This window comes from Glutamicibacter arilaitensis Re117, from assembly GCF_000197735.1.
Classification (GTDB): domain Bacteria; phylum Actinomycetota; class Actinomycetes; order Actinomycetales; family Micrococcaceae; genus Glutamicibacter; species Glutamicibacter arilaitensis.
On record NC_014550.1, the window covers coordinates 3,839,265 to 3,859,257 of the forward strand.

The 19,993-nt window shown below is 54.0% G+C and carries 15 protein-coding genes; 7 read left to right on the forward strand and 8 right to left on the reverse strand.

All coding sequences use genetic code 11. From position 1 onward, the window contains the following. Window positions 1-124: 124 nt before the first annotated feature. From AARI_RS18225 to istB, 7 genes are all read left to right on the forward strand, one after another. Window positions 125-664 (forward strand): NUDIX domain-containing protein, encoded by a 540-nt coding sequence (locus AARI_RS18225; RefSeq protein WP_013350707.1) that lies wholly within the window; start codon window positions 125-127, stop codon window positions 662-664. Beyond that, window positions 648-2,411, forward strand: a complete 1,764-nt coding sequence (gene murJ, locus AARI_RS18230; RefSeq protein WP_102598868.1) for a murein biosynthesis integral membrane protein MurJ — start codon at window positions 648-650, stop codon at window positions 2,409-2,411. The genes AARI_RS18225 and murJ overlap by 17 nt, the downstream gene beginning before the upstream one ends. 123 nt (window positions 2,412-2,534) lie before the next feature. Beyond that, a complete protein-coding gene (locus AARI_RS18235) occupies window positions 2,535-4,154 on the forward strand; it encodes a hypothetical protein (protein ID WP_013350709.1) in 1,620 nt (539 codons plus the stop codon). Between the two features lie 100 nt (window positions 4,155-4,254). Continuing rightward, complete coding sequence (gene trxB, locus AARI_RS18240) at window positions 4,255-5,220, forward strand: thioredoxin-disulfide reductase (protein ID WP_013350710.1); 966 nt, start codon at window positions 4,255-4,257, stop codon at window positions 5,218-5,220. 28 nt (window positions 5,221-5,248) lie between these two features. Next, window positions 5,249-5,572, forward strand: a complete 324-nt coding sequence (gene trxA, locus AARI_RS18245; protein ID WP_013350711.1) for a thioredoxin — start codon at window positions 5,249-5,251, stop codon at window positions 5,570-5,572. A 1,376-nt stretch (window positions 5,573-6,948) separates the two neighbouring features. Next, entirely contained in the window at window positions 6,949-8,511 is a 1,563-nt protein-coding gene (istA, locus tag AARI_RS18250; protein ID WP_013350712.1) for an IS21-like element ISAar33 family transposase, read from the forward strand. Continuing rightward, window positions 8,508-9,254: an IS21-like element ISAar33 family helper ATPase IstB gene (istB, locus tag AARI_RS18255; RefSeq protein ID WP_013350713.1), complete on the forward strand. Its 747-nt coding sequence runs from the start codon at window positions 8,508-8,510 to the stop codon at window positions 9,252-9,254. The genes istA and istB overlap by 4 nt, the downstream gene beginning before the upstream one ends. 4,509 nt (window positions 9,255-13,763) lie before the next feature. Here the strand turns inward: istB and AARI_RS18265 are convergent. The 8 genes from AARI_RS18265 to rpmH form a co-directional block, all read right to left on the reverse strand. Continuing rightward, complete coding sequence (locus AARI_RS18265; protein WP_041649175.1) at window positions 13,764-14,957, reverse strand: ParB/RepB/Spo0J family partition protein; 1,194 nt, start codon at window positions 14,955-14,957, stop codon at window positions 13,764-13,766. A 645-nt stretch (window positions 14,958-15,602) separates the two neighbouring features. Beyond that, window positions 15,603-16,526 (reverse strand): ParA family protein, encoded by a 924-nt coding sequence (locus tag AARI_RS18270; RefSeq protein WP_013350715.1) that lies wholly within the window; start codon window positions 16,524-16,526, stop codon window positions 15,603-15,605. Window positions 16,527-16,703: 177 nt separating this feature from the next. Beyond that, complete coding sequence (gene rsmG, locus AARI_RS18275; RefSeq protein ID WP_013350716.1) at window positions 16,704-17,345, reverse strand: 16S rRNA (guanine(527)-N(7))-methyltransferase RsmG; 642 nt, start codon at window positions 17,343-17,345, stop codon at window positions 16,704-16,706. A 45-nt stretch (window positions 17,346-17,390) separates the two neighbouring features. Further along, window positions 17,391-17,918: a Jag family protein gene (locus tag AARI_RS18280; protein ID WP_013350717.1), complete on the reverse strand. Its 528-nt coding sequence runs from the start codon at window positions 17,916-17,918 to the stop codon at window positions 17,391-17,393. A gap of 2 nt (window positions 17,919-17,920) precedes the next feature. Continuing rightward, window positions 17,921-18,895 (reverse strand): membrane protein insertase YidC, encoded by a 975-nt coding sequence (yidC, locus tag AARI_RS18285; RefSeq protein WP_013350718.1) that lies wholly within the window; start codon window positions 18,893-18,895, stop codon window positions 17,921-17,923. Beyond that, window positions 18,895-19,272 carry a membrane protein insertion efficiency factor YidD gene (yidD, locus tag AARI_RS19480; protein ID WP_013350719.1) on the reverse strand — a complete coding sequence of 126 codons (378 nt, stop codon included), beginning with the start codon at window positions 19,270-19,272 and terminating at the stop codon, window positions 18,895-18,897. Before yidD ends, yidC begins: the two co-directional genes overlap by 1 nt. Further along, complete coding sequence (gene rnpA, locus AARI_RS19485; protein WP_013350720.1) at window positions 19,272-19,625, reverse strand: ribonuclease P protein component; 354 nt, start codon at window positions 19,623-19,625, stop codon at window positions 19,272-19,274. Before rnpA ends, yidD begins: the two co-directional genes overlap by 1 nt. A gap of 64 nt (window positions 19,626-19,689) precedes the next feature. Next, window positions 19,690-19,827 (reverse strand): 50S ribosomal protein L34, encoded by a 138-nt coding sequence (gene rpmH, locus AARI_RS18295; protein WP_013350721.1) that lies wholly within the window; start codon window positions 19,825-19,827, stop codon window positions 19,690-19,692. Window positions 19,828-19,993 lie beyond the last annotated feature (166 nt).

Genomic DNA, 19,993 nt, shown 5'->3' on the forward strand with positions numbered 1-19,993 from the left:
AGTTACTTAAGCGTGCCAGAAATCTGGGAAGAATGCTTGAAATTTCGGCGAAATCCCCTGCGAGATAACTTACTCCTCCACGTCGATCAGGCGAGGAACGGTACTTTCTCGATAGAGTGGTTCCATGAAACGTCCGATCCCGTCTGCCCCAAAGCGCACCCCATTGACTGCGTCAATGGCTCATGCGCAGGCAACCGGCGGCCACACGAGCCTTCCCACCGTGGAAGAGGTCTCCTCCGGTGGCATCGTGATCGACTTCAATGACCCAAGTTTCCCCGTGGCAATTATTGCCCGGTACAACCGTGGCGGACGATTGGAATGGTGCCTGCCCAAGGGCCACCCGGAGGGCGTGGAAACCAATGAGGAAGCGGCAATCCGCGAAATCGAGGAAGAAACCGGCATCGCCGGGCGCATCCTCGCCCCGCTGGGCTCGGTTGACTACTGGTTCACCGTGACGAATTACCGTGTGCACAAGACCGTGCACCATTTTCTACTGGAAGCTACCGGCGGACATCTGACGATCGAGAATGATCCCGATCATGAGGCCGTCGATGTTGCCTGGGTGCCTCTGGGCTCCCTAGGCAAGCGCCTGTCCTTCCCTAATGAGCGCCGGATCGCTGATCTGGCACGCGAGGTCCTTACAAAGCATGTCTCAGGTTCCTAATTCATCTGCCGGCTCCGATCAGCCACACACCGGAGCCACGGACGTAGTCGCCGAACCTCCACAGCAACAGCACACAGCGCAACCAGCGGGTTCGCGCTCCAAAATTTATGCCCTGATGGCCTCCGGCACGATGGTTTCCCGCGTACTGGGCTTCGTGCGAACTGCCTTCCTGGCAATGGCCATTGGCTCGGTGACTTCGGTTGCGGACATCTTTGAAAAAGCCAATGTCATTCCAACCATCATCTACATGCTCTTGGCTGGCGGCATTTTCAATGTCGTGCTCATCCCGCAGTTGATCAAGGCTTCCAAAGCCAAAGACCGCGGTGCCGCGTACACCTCCAAATTAGTCACGCTGACCGTGGTGGGCATGGGAATCCTGACATTGATTCTCACCCTCTGCGCCAAGCCATTGATTACGGTGCTCACCAATAACTGGACCGAGCCGATGATCGCGTTGGGAACGGCCTTCGCCTACTGGTCGCTGCCGCAGATCTTCTTCTATGGGCTCTATGCTGTGCTGGGCCAGGTACTGAATGCCAATGGCCGTTTTGCCGCGTTCTTGTGGGCTCCTGCGGTCAACAACGTCATTCAGCTGATCGTCATTGGCGCCTTCATCCTGACCTTCGGAGCTTATTCTTCGGGTGATCCGATGCAGGACCGGAGCAGTGTCAAAACCATGTGGCTGGCCGGCGGCGCCACCTTGGGAATCGTATTGCAATCCGTAGTACTGTTCTGGCCATTGAAGAAGACCGGGCTGAAGCTCACCTTGGACTTCCAATGGCGCGGCATGGGGCTGCGCCACGTGGGCAAGCTGGCCATCTGGACCCTGGCGGCCATGGTGATCGGCAACCTCTCCTCACTGGTCTGTTCCAAGATCGTTTCTGGAGCTACTGCCGCTCGAACGCACCTGCCGGCCGAACAGGCTGCCTCGGTGGCCGGCGAGTATGCGTTGAATACCTCGCAGCTGATCACGGTGCTGCCGCATTCGCTGTTCGCGCTGACCGTTGCCACCGTGCTGTTCAATGACTTCGCCCGTGCTTTCACTGAGAACCGCCGCAAAGACGTTGGCAAGCTGCTGAATCAAGGCATGCGCTCCACCGCCATTCCTATCGTGTTCTGCACCCTGGTCTTCATCGTGCTCGCTGGTCCACTGGGCCGTTTGTTCGCAGGCAGTTCCGAAAATGCAGCACAGGCGGCCGGAGCCCTTGGCCAATTGCTGGTGCTCACCGCGCTTGGCCTGCCATTCAAGTCCCTGCAGTTCTTCATGCTGCGTGTTTTCTATGCAGAGGAAGACACGCGCACCCCGATGCTGATCCAGTCGGCCACAGCGGCTGTGGGACTGGTCCTGGCATTCCTAGCTGCTGCCTTGATCGATCCGCTTCATATCGCCGCCGCGATTGCCTTCATCTACGGGTTGACCAACGTTCTAACCTGCATCGGCACCCACTATCTGATCAAGCGTCGCTACGGAAACTATGGTGTTTCCTCGGTTATCGACACCTACATCCGCGTTGGATGGATGGCCACGCTCTCCGCCGGCATTGGCGTTGTGGCGCTTTGGTTGCTGGGTGGATTCAACTTCGGATTCGCCTACGACTCGGTGTTTACCGCTCTGATTTCGGTGGCTATCGTGGCCTTTGTAATGGGTATTGTCTTCATTGGCCTGCTCTACAAAACCAAGGTTCCCGAGCTCCATGGCTTCCTCGGTCCGATCCTTCGCAGAATCCCAGGGCTCAAAGGCAAATAATCCACGGAAACTTGCCAGTGATTCTGGGCAAATGGGCACCAAATAGCCTGTTCCGACCGGTAACATGGCAGGTGGTAGTCTGCGGACTGCCACCGAACCAAAACCAACCCCTTGGAGATGCACGTGTCGCAGCCAATTGATGTCGGCTCAGTCCTCAGCGGTCGCTACCAGGTCACCGAGAGCGTCCTTTCATCAGCTGAAGGAGACTTGGTACTCGGTGGCGTGGATCAGGTACTGAACCGCACGGTCAGCATCATGGTGGCTTCCGTGGAGAACTCTTCGCAGTTGGCAACGAGCGCACGTGAAATCGCCATGGGCGAGCGTGCTTCCAACGTACAGGTTCTGGATCTGGGCATCACTGACTCCAACCAGACCTACCTCGTGGCCAACACCGCGCGTTCCTCAGATCTATTGGATCTGGTGTTGGAAACCGACGACGCTCCATACGTAGAACCGTTCTTCACCGACACCTTGGGCACCGAGATCTTCGGCGAGTCCCGTCAGGCCGTCCCAGAGACCTACGAAGACGACAACGAGTACTACGAACAGCTTCAGTACGATGACGAGCCGGAACACCAAGGCAAGATCGGTTCGGCCTTGGCTGGTGGCTTCGCTGGTCTGAAGAACCGCTTCGGCAAGAAGAATCAGGAACAGCCTGGCGAAGAAGAGCAGTTCGACCAGACCGCACCTAATGAGCAGGTTCCTGCAACCGTGGCTACACCGGTTGCACCTGTAGAAAAGCCAAAGCCACAAGACAAGCCAAAGGTCTCCCGTCTGGAAGACGAGGACGAACCAAATGTCACGGCAACTGCAGCTTTGGCGGCTGCGGCCCAGTCCAAGGGCAATTCGCCGGCTAAGCCTTCAAAGGAGCCTGCTGAAGCCAATAAGGCTGCGCAGGAAGAAGAGAAGCCAGCCAAGAAGAAGGGCGCCGCTGTTGCCGGTGCCGCCACTGGCGCTGCTGCGGGTGCAGGAGCTACTGCGGGTGCTGCAGCTGCCGCTCCAAAGGCTTCCACATTCCCAGCTGCTGCCAAGAATGCTCCTGCCCAGGATCCACAGGTTGATGAGCAGGACGAGGAAGAGAGCGGTTCGAAGGGTACCCGCCTGCTGGTAGGTGCCGTATTGCTCATCGTGCTGGTAGTTGCCGTAGTCTTCGCCTTCAACTTCCTTGGTGGCGACAAGAACACCACTGCCGATAGCACTTCGCCAACTTCCGTGGAATCCTCGGAAGAGCCATCTGAGTCGGACAAGGAAAAAGAATCCTCTGAGCCGTCTTTGCCTGCCCCTGAGATCGCTGACGTATCCCGTCTGGTTCCTGGAAATCAGCAGCTGAATTCCGAAACCGATGACAGGTTGAGCAAGATGACCGACGGCAATGCCTCGAGCGCCTACGCCACCTACTCCTTCACCACCGCTGACTTCGGCGGCTTCGCTTCAAACATGGTCTTCATTTTGGAGTTGGAAGAGAAGGCAAAGGTCTCCGAGGTCAATCTCGAAGGCCTGAACGGCACCGGCGGAGACTACGAAATCCTCGTAGGCGAATCCGCTGATCTAGGCGACGCCAAGTCCGTAGCCAAGGGTTCGTTCTCCGGCCCTTCGGTCTCGGTCACCGTCAAGGGCGACGACAAGGATCATATGGAAGGGAACCACGTGTTCCTGAACATCACCGAGCTGCCTCGCAAGGCATCCGGTGGCAATGATTCGCGTCCATTCGGTCTCCAGATCGGTGAATTCTCCGCCAAGTAATAGAAGCGGAATTTTTTACGAAAGCAATGCGTTGAGGTGGATAGTGAGGTAAGACCTTGCTATCCACCTCGCATTATTAGAACGAAAGGGTTCTACCCCCGTGATTTCAGCACAGAACGAAGAAATCCGCGATGTCATCATTGTCGGCTCGGGTCCTGCCGGTTACACCGCCGCGATTTACACCGCCCGTGCAAATCTGAACCCGCTGGTTATCGCTGGCTCCGTCACTGCTGGCGGCGAACTGATGAATACCACCGATGTGGAAAACTTCCCTGGATTCCCTGAAGGCATCATGGGTCCAGATCTCATGGACAACATGCAGAAGCAGGCAGAACGCTTCGGCGCTGAAATTCTCTTCGATGATGTCACCGAGATGAACCTCGAAGGCGAGATCAAGACCCTATCCCTCGCAGATGGTACTGTCTACCGCGCGCGCTCCATCATCGTCTCGACCGGCTCCGCCTACCGCGAGCTCGGCCTGGAAGACGAGAAGCGCCTCTCCGGACACGGCGTCTCGTGGTGCGCGACTTGCGACGGTTTCTTCTTCCGCGAGCAGACCATTGCTGTGATCGGTGGTGGCGACTCAGCCATGGAAGAAGCCCTCTTCCTGACCAAATTCGCTGCCAAGGTCATCGTGGTGCACCGCCGCAATGAGCTGCGCGCCTCGAAGATCATGGCAGACCGCGCCCTGGCCCACGAGAAAATTGAGTTCATCTGGGACTCCGAAGTTATCGGCATCAACGGCGCCGACAAGGTCGACGGCCTGGTCGTGAAGAACCGCAACAGCGGCGAAGAAACCACTGTAAATGTCACCGGCATCTTCGTAGCCATCGGCAATGACCCACGCGTGGATCTGGTCAAGGACCAGCTGGAGCTCACTGCCGAAGGCACCATCGCCGTCGATGGACGTACCTCGAAAACCTCGCTTCCTGGCGTATTCGCTGCCGGAGACGTCATCGATTCCACCTACCGCCAGGCCATCACCGCGGCAGGCTCGGGCTGCGCCGCAGCCCAGGACGTGGAGCACTACCTGGCCAACGTGTCCGAAACCCTCGCTACCGCCTAATAGTTTTCTCAGAAAGGGGTTGTCTCTCATGAGCAACGCAAAAGCAGTAACTGAAGCAACCTTCCAGGCTGAAGTCCTGGATGCCGACAAGCCAGTCATCGTCGATTTCTGGGCTGAATGGTGCGGCCCTTGCCGCCAGCTCGGTCCAATCCTGGATCAGATCGCAGAAGAGCACGCTGCGAAGGTTGACGTCGTGAAGGTCAACGTTGATGAGAACCAGGCCATCGCCGCAAAGTACGGAATCACCAGCATTCCTGCTGTATACGTATTCAAGGGTGGCGAGCACGTCGCGACCTCGATCGGTGCTAAGCCAAAGGCAGTTATCGAGAAGGACTTCGCCGAATACCTCTAAGTCGAAGAACTGATTGAAGTGAGGATCCACCTAGCGGTTGATCCTCACTTCTTTTTTAACCAAATATTTTCAGCAGTGGCTTAACGCGGGCCCTTTTACACCCTTACCCCAGTCCAGGTTAGGCAGTTTCTGATTCGAAGGCTGTCTTGGCAACTGGCAGCAACTATACAAATTAAAGACTTTGTTTTTGAATTCATTCACGATGAAAAAGCTGTAAAGATCCCAAAATCAGATATTTTTGGCCCCCCAACCCGTTCCCTAGTTTCGAGCCTCACGCATGTATGGTTGCACGTCTTCGTTTCTTCTCGAGCAAGAATCATACTCACGTCGATCCATCACTGATTCTGGGTTTCTGATTTGCCGTGTTCCTTAAGATCAAGAATTTCGTTGTTCTGATGCCATGAGTCTAAACGGCAAGCGTCTCTTGTTTTGAAAAGGCCCTACGATCGCTTCTTGTTGTTCAGTTCCAAGTAACTCAGTTTCGACGCTACAAGTGGTGGCCGCCGGCTCCATGTTTCCTAGGTCGAACACAAGATTTTTTACTCAGCCAATGATTGCCAGAGTATGTCTCTTGAACGAGCTACCGGCTGCTCGTGGTGGTAGACGCTCTTCCTATGGTGGCGATTCTAAGAGATATTGCAGGAATCGATCATCTTTGCGTACGCCGATACCTACGGATTTTACTGCCCACTTTTCCCCGGCATTCAGTGTCCAGGTCCATGCGAGGGTACATTGAATCAGAGTTCCCAAGCTGCGATGCCGAGAGAATGTATATCTTCCCTAATATTCTTCGCCTTTATCGTGTGGCCTGTCCATGGCTCTCTCCTCCACCTCGACGCATAGAATCAGCGGTTCAAAGTTGTCCCACGGACCCTCGCCTGGAGCCCAGTACACTTATCGGTCGTCAGCGTGAAGAATCCACTGGACCATACTCTGCAACTTCACTAATGATTGAACTGACGATTCAGGAACGGCCACGATCGGTCCCACATTGCAGGCTAAAACTCCGAATCTCGGATTTGAGTGGCTGCAAGGATTTGATTCGTCCTTTCCTTGAACCTCAAAATCCATAGATCTCTGACAGTGCTGAACACACCGGGAAGTTCCCATCATCCCTGGACAATGTAGGTGGTTTCCTCATGACGATTTCCTGCCGGCAATACGGCCCAGCATAGGTTACTCAGACTGCCCGGAACACGATGGTGCGCATGAATGAATATTTGACTCTTTGAGAGCCACCAATATTGCGATTCAGAGCCGCCCCGTCGAAATGACGTTATTGTCCGTCAGAGCCACCCAATATTCTCCTTCAGAGCCACCCTGTATAAACTCCTCCCACTACGCAACAGCCTGCGTGGTGGAAGGAGCCATTTTCAATGGTACGAAAGATCAAAGCGAAGCGAATACTGCAGCTTCGCGCCGAGGGCTTGTCAGGACGCACCATCGCGTCCACCCAAGGCGTTTCCCGCAATAGCGTCGCAGAAGTCCTCAACGCTGCCGCCGCCAACTCCAGCAGCTGGGACGAACTCAAGGACCTCACCGAAGACAAAGTCTACGAACTCCTGTTCCCTGGCCGCAGCGAGCACGAAAGCGTGTTCGCCCAACCGGACTGGCCCACCGTGCATAAGGAACTGGCCAAAGTCGGCACCAACCTCAAGCTCCTGCACGGCGAATACTCCGATCAGGCCAAAGCCACCGGCGCAGCATTCATGGGTTACGACCGGTTCTGCAAGTCCTACCAACGCTACGTCCTGGAACACGGGGCCACCTCACGAGTGGAGCATAAATCCGGTGTCAGCGTCGAAGTGGACTGGTCAGGTCCAACCATGGCCCTGCATGACCCGGTCACTGGCCGACGATCCACGGTGTATTTGTTCGTCGCCTGCCTGCCGTTCAGCCGGTACGCGTTCGTTGAGCCCTGCCTCGATATGAAGCAGGAATCCTGGATGCTATGCCACGCAGCGATGTTCAACGCTTTCGGCGGCAGCGTGCCGCGGATCGTGTGCGACAACCTGAAAACCGGGGTGATCAAGCACCCGGCGGAAGGGGAGATTATCCTCAACGATGCCTACCGTCACCTCGCCGAGCACTATTCTTCCGCGATCCTGCCAGGCAGAGTCCGCAGGCCAAAAGACAAATCCAGCGTGGAAAATACCGTGGGTCATGTGGCTACGTGGGTGATCGCTTCACTACGCCATGAAAAGTTCACCACGCTTGATTCCCTGCGTGCGGCCATCTATCGGCAGGCAGAAGCCTATAACGCGCAACCCTTCCAGAAGCGTGCCGGCTCCCGCCAGAGTGTTTTCCGCGAGGAAGAGCAGCCACTGCTGCGTCCGCTCCCAGTGGTGCCCTACGAGATCAGCACGTGGGTCCACGGACGCAAGGTCGCCAGGAATAGCTACGTGACGTGGAAGAAGAACTTCTACTCCGTGCCGCTCAAACACGTCGGCGCCACCGTCGACCTGAGGATCACGTCCAAGACCCTGGAAGTCTATCTTCAGTCCCAACGGCTGAGCAGTCACCTCTTGTGCAATGCGGCCACGGTGAATCAGTACCGGACCAATGATTCCGATATCCCACCAGAACGCAAATACCGCTCGTGGGACCCCAAACGGCTCCGCGGATGGGCTCACCGCATCGGCCCGAACACGGTGCAGGTGATCGATAAGATCTTCATTTCCGTGCCGGTTGCCGAGCAAGGAATCAACCCCGCCCTGGCGGTGCTGCGCTTGTCTTCAAAATACAGTCCACAACGACTGGAGGACGCGTGCTTCGTCGCATTGCAGTCACGGATCCGCTCCCCACGCTACGGGCATTTGCATCCGATTTTGCATAACAGGCAGGACGAGAACTGGAAAGAAGCGACCCTCCCACCAGCAGCTGAAGACAGCACTGGATACGTACGAGGCAGCGACTACTACGCAAGGAAGACCCGATGAACCTGAACGCCGAAACCAAGCGCAAACTCCGTGAGATGGCCGCAGGTGACCTGCTCACGGCATTCGAATCCCAGGACGATGTGGTGAGCATGTCATTAAGTATCGAAGCACGGATCGAGCTGGCCGTGGACCAAGCCCACGGGCTATTTCTGAATACGAAGTCCCACGGTCTAATACGTCGGGCTAAGCTCCGTTATCCGCAGGCTGACTTGCGAAAAGTGGACCGGGTGGAAGAGCGGGGCCTGAACCAGCCGCTGCTGGCCCAGTTGGCGACCTGCCATTTCATTGAGCTCAACAGGAATCTGGTTTTCCAGGGTTTTACGGGGTCAGGCAAGTCGTATCTGGCGTGCGCCGTGGCGAAGCAGGCCCGTGTTCACAGCTACCGTACCGGATACGTGCGGATGCCGGACCTCGAAGAAGAATGGCAGCAGGCCGCCAACAAGCCGTTGGGCGTGCAAAAGCTGTTGCGCAGGTATGCCAATTACAGTGCTCTGGTATTGGACGAATGGCTTTTGGAGCCACCGAGTGGAGAGTTCCTGAGTTTCATCTTCGAGCTCATGGAGCGAAGGTACGACGCCGCGTCGACTATTTTCTGCACTCAGTACAAGCAGGCCGATTGGCATGCCCGGTTGGGTGCTGGTGCGTTGGCCGACGCAATCATGGACCGCATCGTGCACAACACGATCTGGATTGAGACCGGTGGGTTCAACATGCGCGAGGCGAACATGAGTGCTGGGCACTAAGCGCATCAAGCGTCCACGGTGAGATTCCTTGTTCAGAGCCGCCGGTCAACCGTCAAGGCTGGACGGTGGCTCTGAACGAGAATATTGGGTGGCTCCGAACCGCAATAACGGGTGGCTCTGCGTGGGAATATTGGTGGCTCTCAAAGAGTCAAATATTCATGAAGAACCAAAATCTGAGTATGAGTACTATCCTTCGCGTATATCTAACGATTCACCGGCAACATGCGACCCTGGTAGAAAACTAAACATGTTGATCCATTTCATTCGAGGAGCACCCCTAAAGTACCTGCGTTATATCTCGCAGTGGAGTGTTTCTATGAGATCTGGTTCCTGCGAGCTAACACCCTTAGCGCAGCATTCCCCCTGGAATACCCGACGTGCGAGCTTCCACGAAGCCATTGGCAGAGTAGATGCTCTTGTAAATGACACTTCTGAAAGTTCGTATTGCGTCTAAAAACGTACCGCTCATAAACCCCTGTCAATAAGCTTGGTTCCTCAATCCAGCTTCACGACCCGCACTGGTTGCACTGAACACTCGTCATAGCTAATTCCTTCTGGGAGTTATCGACAAACCAGCTACATCCTCTAGTCCCCCAGTAGACCTACGGCAGCCTGCATAAAGGTCTGTATCTAGGCAGCGACAGTTCGCATCGTGCGCTTGGAAATAGCCGCTCCATTAACGTGGGGGGAAGCTGACAACTGTGCGAACTGAGGTAGGCGACCTCTACGCCCCCTGAGGCGACCTATCAGAGTCCGAAATGCCCAATGTCACTCCGGAGGCCGTTCAGGTACGCATTCCAGGCCCTTGTGAGGATTCTAGCAAGCTTCGGGGTCATTAGCCTGTGGTTTGTTGGCCTACTGACGGCTCATCAACGCTTGCGGGTGCTCGGTTCTCGACGCTCCAGACTGCTCCAGTCACCCTGGTCGGTTACATGACTATCTGATTCCTTGAGCGCTCACCCAATGGCATTTTCTAGATCTCAGTCTTCCCAGTGAACCTGTGGCTACTAGGATCTGTTCTTATTCTGACTCGCGAAGTTGTCCACCGCTCCCCTTTTTTCCCTGGTCTCAGCTGCACTAACTATGTTTCGGGGTGGGTTCTAGAATTTGCCGTCTACTTCAAGGTCAAACCGACAAGCCTGACGCCTAATCTACGTTCGAACCTTCGCGGGGATAAATTTCAGTATCTTTGCAAACGATCAGTTTGTTTCACGTGAAACAAGGATCGAATCATCTTTCGTTCAATGATGCGTCGTTGAACGGACTAATGTTTCACGTGAAACGAAGCTACTAACCAAGTTCAAGGGAGAGTAAGTTCGAGGTTATTGCTTTATACCTATTAATGGTTGACCAAGTCTAAGAAGCGTTAGGTACATCAGAACGAATTCAGGTGTCTTCTTCCTTCTGTCTTTTGGACCCGGCAGAATCACGAACGACATGGAGAACAATACGTCGGTACATATTTGTCGGCCATGTTCGCACTAGTTCGAACCCAGGAGTCCAACCTTCGTTGGCTAAACAAATGATCGCAGCCAAAGAAAGACTAGAGATATTCTGCCAATTCTGAAGCGGGTAATCAGTAAACTGCAAACAGTCCGTGTTCAACTTTTTGACGACTGTTGTCGAACGATTGACGACAAGACGTCGACCTTCTGGTCCTCCGTCTTACGTCAATGGCGGGCTAGCGTACCTTCAGGCATATGGTGCCGTAGGGCTATACACAAATGTGTCGTTCGGCAGAAGTGCGATTACAAGATTCCCGCAGCAACCGCTATGAGCTCCGGCCTCAAACCATTACTATCCACAAACTAGGCGCCAACGACCTATTGCACCAAGATATGTAGAACGCTCCTACTAAACCCTTGAAACTGGATACGAGGTATTCGTTCTCGGTAACTGTGGCTTACGAGAGGGGGAGCTTTATATACGTATATGACGGTCACAATGACAGAAGACGAGACGTTTCACGTGAAACATTAGACTCTCGATTCCCGCTTCGCGGTCTTGGCCGTGTAATCCGGTAAAACTATATTGGCTACTATTGGCCTTATACGGAGTCAATGCCGAAAAAGAAATCCAGAAGTACGCAACCTTCCTCCACAGAGCACATGGCTCAATTAATCCATTGCGCGGCAACGTGAACATATGAATCAACTTCAGTGCGACGAGACTGGAATAGACAAACGATGTCCACAATCTTCCTTTCAGCGAAACGGGGTTAGCTACACTCCCCCGCATACAAGGACGATGGTTGTCCTGAAGGTCGCCGGCGATCTTCCAACAACACGTGTGGAACAGATGCAATGACATCATATGTTCCACTTCGAGGTCCTCATGCTCGGCAAACCTATGACAAGCTCTACCGCCATTTTTATCAGGAGTTGGACTCATAGTTGCTTGTTGGACGTTCGTACCAGTGCGAGTTCACCAAGATTAAAAATGATCGTTGTAGCCCAGTCGGGCGATAAGAATTGCAGTCATCCTAAAGCGACGTACAACTATATTAATTTGAGTGCCTGGGCGTTGAGGTGCTTCGTGTACTTTATCTCGATGTATTCAAGATAAGTTCGCGTTTCATTCTTAACTTCCGCACACTTTGCCCCATTTCTTTGTTGGGCTTCCATAACCGGGTAAGCGCTGTTGCACTTCATTACCGGTATCTACCAGCATCCAAGTCATCACCAAACCAGTTATCCGAGAATCTTCATAGGATCAAAGGTTCCGCCGCAGAAGGATACCGTGGTTTCTCCTCTTCTGCGCCGAAACCAATCATCGATGAAAATGCTGCATGGATGTTCATCTGTCGTATCAGAATAAATAATTGACTCATTCAGAGCCACTCCGCCTAAACTCCTCCCAGCATGCATCAGCTTGTGCGGTGGACTGAGCCACTTTCAGTGATGCGAAAGTTCAAAACGAAGCGAAAACTCCAGTTTCTCTCCGACGATTTCATTGCACACGCCATCGCGTCGATGCAAGGCGTCTACCGCAACAGCGCTTATTCGTGGATCCGGTTACCACCAGAAATGGTCATTGCGGACCATAAATATTGTCATTGGGATCCAGTACGTCTCCAAGTGGGAATGACTAGCCTCCAAGTGATGCAACTATTCCTGAACGGCGCCGATCTTCACGCGTATATATGAGCTTCCGGTCTCGATCCAAATGATGTTGTGGACGATCCGGCCCGAGATAGGGCCTGACTGGATAATGGAGCAGGAGACAAACCATCCCACACCTAAATCTAGCTCAAAGGTCTGAACGAAGAGCAGGTTTACCAATTGTTGTTCCCCTGACGCGGCGAACTCTGGGCCGTGGCCAGGTTGGCTCGCCCCAAAAAGAAACTGGCAACAGTCGGTACGAACTTCAAGCTGATGCACGCCGACAACGACCAACTGACAGGGGCCGCATTAATGGGCTACGACTGGTTCTGCAACTCCTACCAGCGCTGATCAGCTGTTTGCTGCGGCCCTTTAAGACCACAATCGATGGTCTCTCTGAACGACAATATTCGGTGGTTTCCCAGAGAATATCGGTGGCTCTAATAGAGTCAAATGTTCAAGGAGCATTCGATCTCATGCTTCACCTTAAATCCAATGGCAGGACGCTCCCCCGGATCGATGTATCAATTAGTTCTGGAACTCGCGTCGCTGCCTAGCCAATCATGTTGAGGGTGACGACTATGGAATTACGAATCCCTGGAATCGTCCCAAGCCCAACGGTCTTGCTGCTGGGATGAGATTCTCTCTTTCATTATGAAATGACCTGATGCTCAGCAGTTCTGTCGCAGCCAGACACGGCCAAGGGCGACACCAGGAGCATGGATTTTTAGGGCCCACTAATCCACTGCCAGATCAAGGGAAGTGACTTAGCAGTTTACTTGTAGCTGTGGATGCGGATGCCCGCAGCAAGTTGTTTGTCAGTCTTCCTGCTAAGGATTGTCCCCGCGGCATTGTCCAGCGGACATTCCATTTCGATTAATCGATACACTCTGCCCGATGCTCTGCTTTCGACGAGAGACTCTGGTCGTCTTGAAACGCTGTCGTAATGGCTTCAGCTCCACCTGAAGTGCGTCTATCCGCCACGGGCAATAAGTCGGCTCATGATAGGCGCTCAGAACGCCTCAGGCTTGCCCATGGCCTTCTGAGTGCATAGATGGCGTCTCGTCCACACCTAAGTCTTCAGGGAGGCATGCAAGGACACCTGGGGCCTTGTTTCTCGCGCAAAACATGATGCCCCCCTGTTGTTCGTGCGAGTTCAAATCTTTGCATCGTTTCTATACCTATGGCCCCGCTCTCGTGCTACCTGGACAGCTACGTGGACATCCCCTTAGATCATTCTTTGGTTCAAAGTGGTTTCACTGCTATCGCATCTTTCCGGGCACGTTCTTATACGGCTCGCAAATTACGTGAGCTAACCCTTGATTCTCCCCAGCTGTTTCACGTGAAACATAAATTTGGATATGAGAAAGGCGCATGTTTCACGTGAAACATGCGCCTAGTCCCGGATTTAGGAATTCATCGTTGGATCAATGACATGCATGATCCTGTTCAGGTCGTCAACTGATGCAAATTCGATGCTGACTTTGCCCTTACGGCTCCCCAGCTGTATCTTCACGTTGGTGTCCAACCGATCAGACAGCGAGGTTGCCAAGAAATCTAGTCTCTCATTCCGCTGAGTTTCACGTGCCTTCTTGGCTGGCTTGCGTGGTTTGTCATCACTGAGCGCAACTGCTTCTTCGGTTGCACGGACCGACAATCCCTCGTTGATGATTCGCTGCGCAAGCTGTTCAATGGCCTCATTGTTGGACAGTCCAAGCAATGCTCTGGCATGTCCTGCAGAGAGAACACCCGCGGCAACACGACGCTGAACTAGCGGTGGTAGCTTCATCAAGCGGATTGTATTCGAAATCTGCGATCGTGACCGACCAATTCTGTCGGACAGTACTTCTTGAGTACATTCGAACTCTTCTAAGAGCTGCTGGTATGCAGCAGCCTCTTCCAAAGGGTTCAGTTGCGAGCGATGCAGGTTTTCAAGCAAGGCATCGCGCAACAGATCCGTGTCTTGGGTATCGCGGATGATCGCTGGGATCGTGGATAGACCGGCCGCTTGTGTCGCACGCCAACGGCGTTCACCCATGACCAGTTCGTATGGAACGTCGTCCTTCTCACGAGACGGACGAACGACGATAGGCTGTAGCAGCCCGATTTCTCGGATCGAATGGATGAGCTCATCCATATGTTCCTGATCAAAGTTAGAACGCGGTTGCTTGCGATTAGGATGGATCAGCGTTACATCGAGCTCAGCGAACTGCGCGCCTGGAACTTCTACCAGTTCAGGAGAGGTAGCAGCCACCTCCTGCGAGTCAGCCTTCTCTATAGCCTGCTTCTCCGTCTGCAAATCATCGTGCTGAACAGTAGCGCTCTTGCTTCCCAGGGTAGTGCTCAGTCCCGGCATAGTTGCCCGAGCTCGTTTAGTTGGCTTGCTCGGTGCAACCGGTGCCTTCGGAGCAGAAGACTTACGCCCTGGCTCAAAGAACATGTCGACGGGACGAGTAGCGCGTGTTTTTGACGCTTCTGCGGCAGATTCTATTGGCTTTGTTTCACGTGAAACATCTTGCTTTTCCTCAGGAACAGCCGCAGATGGCGAACTGGAAATCAGGGCTCCCAGTCCTCTGCCTAGGCCCCTCTTCTTGTCTGCCATTGTCTACGCACACCCTTTCATCAGAAATCTCAGCCCGAGACTAGTCTACTGTTTATTACCATCGAACCGGGGACGCGAACAGCTCGACATCCTAAGGTGTTCAATACATGAAACGAAGATTTGATGCATGGAGATGCTTTAAACAATCTAAAATAATAGTTTTAGGGAAAAATACGTGTAAATCGCTTTAAGTAGACCTCAACTACATCTCCTGCTACTTATGAGGGTCCCCATCGGGTCTACAGACTTCGTTCTATGCCTGCTCTAGTGAGTATTCATCACCAGTCTGTTTCACACCACTCTTCGTGGCAATTCAAAAAAACTCGACAGAACGCTACTGTCCGCTCGCCTACCGATCATAGCTGCGTCAAGCGGAAAACGTCAGGAACTATACGGATGCCATCCAGCCATCCCCCCACTACATATTTTCAATGACTGCGAACGAAACGAACCCATTACCAGCGGCAGGCGGCGCACGCTTGATGCATGTCTGGAGCTACAAATGATAGAAACGGTTCAGTTGTTCCTGGCAGTCAACTCGCACCACGCTTCACCGACTGGATCCCAAGATAATTAGCGGAAGCAAAAGAAGCGCCACTGAACGATAAATCGTAGCCACCGACCGGGCGAACAACGACTACATCTTTATACGCCGCGTTCAGCCATCTCTAGTGCTGCTTCCGAGTACGAAAGTGCGCCAGTCGAATTCGGATCGTATGTGATTACGGTCTGCTGGTAGCTCGGCGCTTCGGAGATACGCACCGAACGTGGAATAACAGCCTTAAGAACTTGCTCTGGGAAGTGTTCGCGAACTTCATTAGCTACCTGTGCAGCCAAATTCGTGCGCCCGTCGTACATGGTCAGTAGTATCGTCGATACAGTCAGCTTGGAGTTCAGGTGCTTCTGAATCATTTCAATGTTCTTCAGCAGCTGGCTAAGTCCTTCAAGAGCGTAGTACTCACACTGGATCGGGATGAGGACTTCACGTGCGGCAACGAATGCGTTGACAGTGAGCAGTCCCAAGCTCGGTGGACAGTCAATGAAGACATAGTCTAGGCGCGGCAATCCCTTGCGTTGGCGGGTGCGCGCGTAGTCGTCCAAGGCGCGTTGCAAACGCTGTTCGCGGGCTACCAGGGAGACTAGTTCGATTTCTGCGCCGGCCAAGTGAATGGTCGCCGGAGCAACTTCCAAAGATGGCAAGTCTGGGCACGTCGCAACTACGTCAGCCAACGGCAGGTCATTGATTAGCACGTCGTAAATACTGTCCACTTCAGCGTGGTGTTCAATGCCCAATGCAGTGGATGCGTTTCCCTGCGGGTCGATGTCGATAACCAGAACATTCAGTCCACCCTTCGCCAGAGCGGCTGCAAGGTTGACGGTGGTCGTGGTCTTGCCGACTCCACCCTTCTGATTGGAAATGGTGAAATAGCGGGTCTTCTCAGGCGCGGGCACCTTGCGGGCCTCCAAAGCTTCACGACGACGATGTTCACTAGCTATCTGAGTAGCCAAAGGCGAGGACGAGTCGTTGAAATCAAACGCGCTATTCGATGAATCCTTAGTCTTAGACAAAGGTAAAACTCCTCCTCGTGACTTGATGCACTCTTAGAACGTGACGTGCACCGACAATGTTTCACGTGAAACATTCAAAACAAGTCATATAGACTGCGAAATGGCTTCACCCTTGAAACTTCTAAGGATGAGAGCCATTTCGCTTCTATAACTCTTTAATAGACTATCGTGTCAGCCTTAGCCAACCTTGATGCGAACCACCGTAGTCGGCTCTGCCAGGATGCTTTCGCCCACAGTAAGCACCTCGGTTTCCTTACCGCCAAGCTTGCGGATGGCCTTGGTTGCCTTCGAAATCTCTTCGGCAGCGGAGCGGCCCTTGATAGCGATGAGCTCGCCGTGGCCATGCAGCAGAGGAATGGTTAAACCGGCCAGGTTGGTCAGCGCTGACACTGCACGGGCAGTGACATAGCGTGCATTGACCACATCAACCATCTGCTCTGCGCGTCCGCGCATCACGGTGACGTTGGTCAGTCCCAGGTCATCGATAACCTCGGAGAGCCAGATGCAACGGCGCTCCAAAGGCTCAATCAGGGTCAGCTTGAGGTCAGCGCGAGCGATGGCCAAGCAAAGGCCTGGGAGGCCCGCTCCGGAGCCTACGTCGGCTACCTCGGCGTCCTTTTCCATGACTTCTTCAATCACGGCGCAATTCAGAACGTGACGGGACCACAGACGCGGTACTTCACGTGGCCCGAGCAGGCCGCGTTCGATACCGGAGGTCGCCAGGTGCTCTACATAGCGCTTGGCGAGATCCAGGCGATCGCCGAAGATCTTTTCGGCGGCTAGGGTCTCTTCTGCAGTAAGGCTGAGGTCCTCAGTCATGGCGTTGGTCCTTAGGTCGATCAGCACGCTTTCGCGTGATGGGTCTTAGCTGTCCAGTACCGAAATGACGATATGGCGTCGGGTCGATTCGCCCTCAGATTCCGAGTGCAATCCTGCATCGGCGATTACGTCGTGGACGAGCTTACGCTCGTAGGCGCTCATTGGATCCAAATGGACCTTCTCGCCGGTTTCACGAACGGTGGCCACAGCATCTTCAGCGATCTTGCGAAGCTCCTCAGCGCGGTCTGCGCGGTAGCCGCCGATATCCAGGATCAAGCGTGAGCGTTCACCAGTGGCCGTGAGTACCGCCAGGCGGGTGAGTTCCTGCAATGCATCCAGAACTTCACCGTCCTTGCCTACAAGGCTTTCGAGCGAGGCGTCATCGTCCTCGGTAAGGATCGAGATGTAGGTGCGTCCGCCGCGGATTTCGATGTCAATGTCGCCATCGAGATCAGCGATATCCAGAAGTTCTTCAAGGTAGTCGGCAGCGACGTCACCCTCATCTAGAACTTCCTGATCATCATCGATCTGGTTTTCCAGCTCTGGGATGTCGATGTTCTCCGTTGCAGTCATGGCTACTTCTTCTTTCGACGGTTCTTGCGCTGTGGCTGTGTACGCTGGCCCTTGGCGGCCTGCTCTGCTGCGGCCTGCTCTGCTGCTTCAGCGTCTTCCTTCTTTACGCCTACTGGAGGCAGACCCTTGGCTGCACGGCGGGCGTTCAATTCGCGCTCTGCTTCAGAACCAGGGGTTGGGTTGTTGCGGATAACCCAGAACTGCTGGCCCAAGGTCCAGAGGTTCGAAGCGGTCCAGTAAATCAGCACACCGATTGGGAAGTTGATGCCACCGATACCGAAGACCAGAGGCAGGATGTAAAGCATCATCTTCTGCTGCTGCATGAATGGGCCCTGCAGGGCTTCGGCGCTCATGTTCTTGGTCATCAGCTGGCGCTGGGTGAAGAACTGCGATGCGGTCATGGCAAGGATCATGACCACGGCAACGATGATTACTGCCCAGTTGACGGCACCGGAGTTGATGGTGCCCAAGAAGGTCTCGGACAGTGGAGCACCGAGAATCGAAGACTGGTCGAAGCTGCGGATATGTTCAGCGGAGAGGGCACCGATCGAACGGCCGTCATCACTGGCGCGCGAAGCTTCGTTGAGAACTCGGAACAGTGCGAAGAAGAATGGCATCTGCACGAGCAGGGGCAAGCAGGAAGACAGCGGGTTGGTCTTATGCTTCTTGAACAGCGCCTGCTGTTCCTGAACCATAGCCTGACGCGACATCTGGTCGGTCTTGCCCTTGTACTTGGCCTGGAGCTTGCGCAGGTCCGGCTGCAATGCCTGCATCGCACGCTGGGACTTGATCTGCTTGACGAAGACTGGGATCAGCAAAGTACGGATCAGCAGCACGAGGAAGATGATCGACAAGGTCCAGGTAACACCCGAATCCGCGTTCATTCCAATCGTGGTGAACAGTTCGTGGAATGCCCACAGAACCCACGAGACTACGTATGTAAACGGAGTCAGTATCGTGTCTAGGAAGTTGTTCATCAGTGGTCGAGCTCCTTGCGGCCGCTATCCGCGGCGTCTTCATCGTCGGGAATCACAGGATGATTCAGAACTATGATCCTCGGCAGTTTGCCTTCTGGCCAAATCCTCGGTCCCTCGGGAACGTGGTCGACGCCTCCGTCGGACCACGGATTGCACCGCAGGATCCGCCAAGTGGTCAGTCCAGCGCCTTTAACAACGCCATGCTGAGTCACTGCTTCGAGCCCATAGGCAGAACAGCTAGGAAAGTATCGGCATACATCGCCATATAGGGGCGAGATGAGTTTGCGGTAAGCCTTCAGCAACCCGATAACGATATTGCGTGGGATATCAATGATGAACCACAGCAAACCAGTACGCGGGGCTAAGTCTTTACGCATCAGCGCGCCTCAATCTTGCGCAAAACAGCGGCTAACGCTGAATTGATCTGGGAGTTCAGTTCTTCCCAGGAGAGTTCGGCGGCACCTGGAAGCGCACGAACGACAAAATCGACATCGCCATCCACGCGCCGCAGCACCTGGGCGATCTCTCGCATTCGTCGTTTAGTGAGGTTCCTTTTAACGGCAATACCTACAGCCTTGGAAACAATGAATCCAAACCTGTCACCTTGGAACTCTTCGGTTTCGCGGTGTCGTGCATATAGCACGACGTTCCGGCGTCCGCTTCGGACGCCGGAACGTACAGTGGCTGTAAGGTCTTGCGCTAGGCGCAATCGCTGGTTCTTAGGCAACATGGCTTTTATGTAGCTCTTTAGTCGAGCTCGATGAAATTATGCTGCCAAGAGCTGGTTCGCAAATTTATGCGGACAGCTCGGCACGGTTCTTGCCACGGCGTGCCGACAGGATGGCACGGCCTGCACGGGTACGCATGCGAAGGCGGAAGCCATGCTTCTTCGAACGACGACGGTTGTTAGGCTGAAAAGTCCGCTTGCTCACGGTGACACTCCAAAACGTTTTAGATGAGGCGCTTTACCCGTTACTAGCTAGCTGGATAACAACAGGATGGCGCTCGAGATTTCTTATAAAAATGCGCTTTTCTCACGGGCTCTTCTAAAAATGAGCAAGTCGCGAAAAAGATGCGCATAGGACTGAATAACAATAG

Excerpts from the sequence above, each read along its gene's own strand:
- AARI_RS18225 (WP_013350707.1), top strand. The coding sequence starts at position 125 with ATGAAACGTCCGATCCCGTCTGCCCCAAAGCGCACCCCATTGACTGCG.
- murJ (WP_102598868.1), top strand. The coding sequence starts at position 648 with ATGTCTCAGGTTCCTAATTCATCTGCCGGCTCCGATCAGCCACACACC.
- trxA (WP_013350711.1), top strand. The coding sequence starts at position 5,249 with ATGAGCAACGCAAAAGCAGTAACTGAAGCAACCTTCCAGGCTGAAGTC.
- istA (WP_013350712.1), top strand. The coding sequence starts at position 6,949 with ATGGTACGAAAGATCAAAGCGAAGCGAATACTGCAGCTTCGCGCCGAG.
- istB (WP_013350713.1), top strand. The coding sequence starts at position 8,508 with ATGAACCTGAACGCCGAAACCAAGCGCAAACTCCGTGAGATGGCCGCA.
- AARI_RS18265 (WP_041649175.1), bottom strand. The coding sequence starts at position 14,957 with ATGGCAGACAAGAAGAGGGGCCTAGGCAGAGGACTGGGAGCCCTGATT.
- rsmG (WP_013350716.1), bottom strand. The coding sequence starts at position 17,345 with ATGACTGAGGACCTCAGCCTTACTGCAGAAGAGACCCTAGCCGCCGAA.
- AARI_RS18280 (WP_013350717.1), bottom strand. The coding sequence starts at position 17,918 with ATGACTGCAACGGAGAACATCGACATCCCAGAGCTGGAAAACCAGATC.
- yidC (WP_013350718.1), bottom strand. The coding sequence starts at position 18,895 with ATGAACAACTTCCTAGACACGATACTGACTCCGTTTACATACGTAGTC.
- yidD (WP_013350719.1), bottom strand. The coding sequence starts at position 19,272 with ATGCGTAAAGACTTAGCCCCGCGTACTGGTTTGCTGTGGTTCATCATT.
- rnpA (WP_013350720.1), bottom strand. The coding sequence starts at position 19,625 with ATGTTGCCTAAGAACCAGCGATTGCGCCTAGCGCAAGACCTTACAGCC.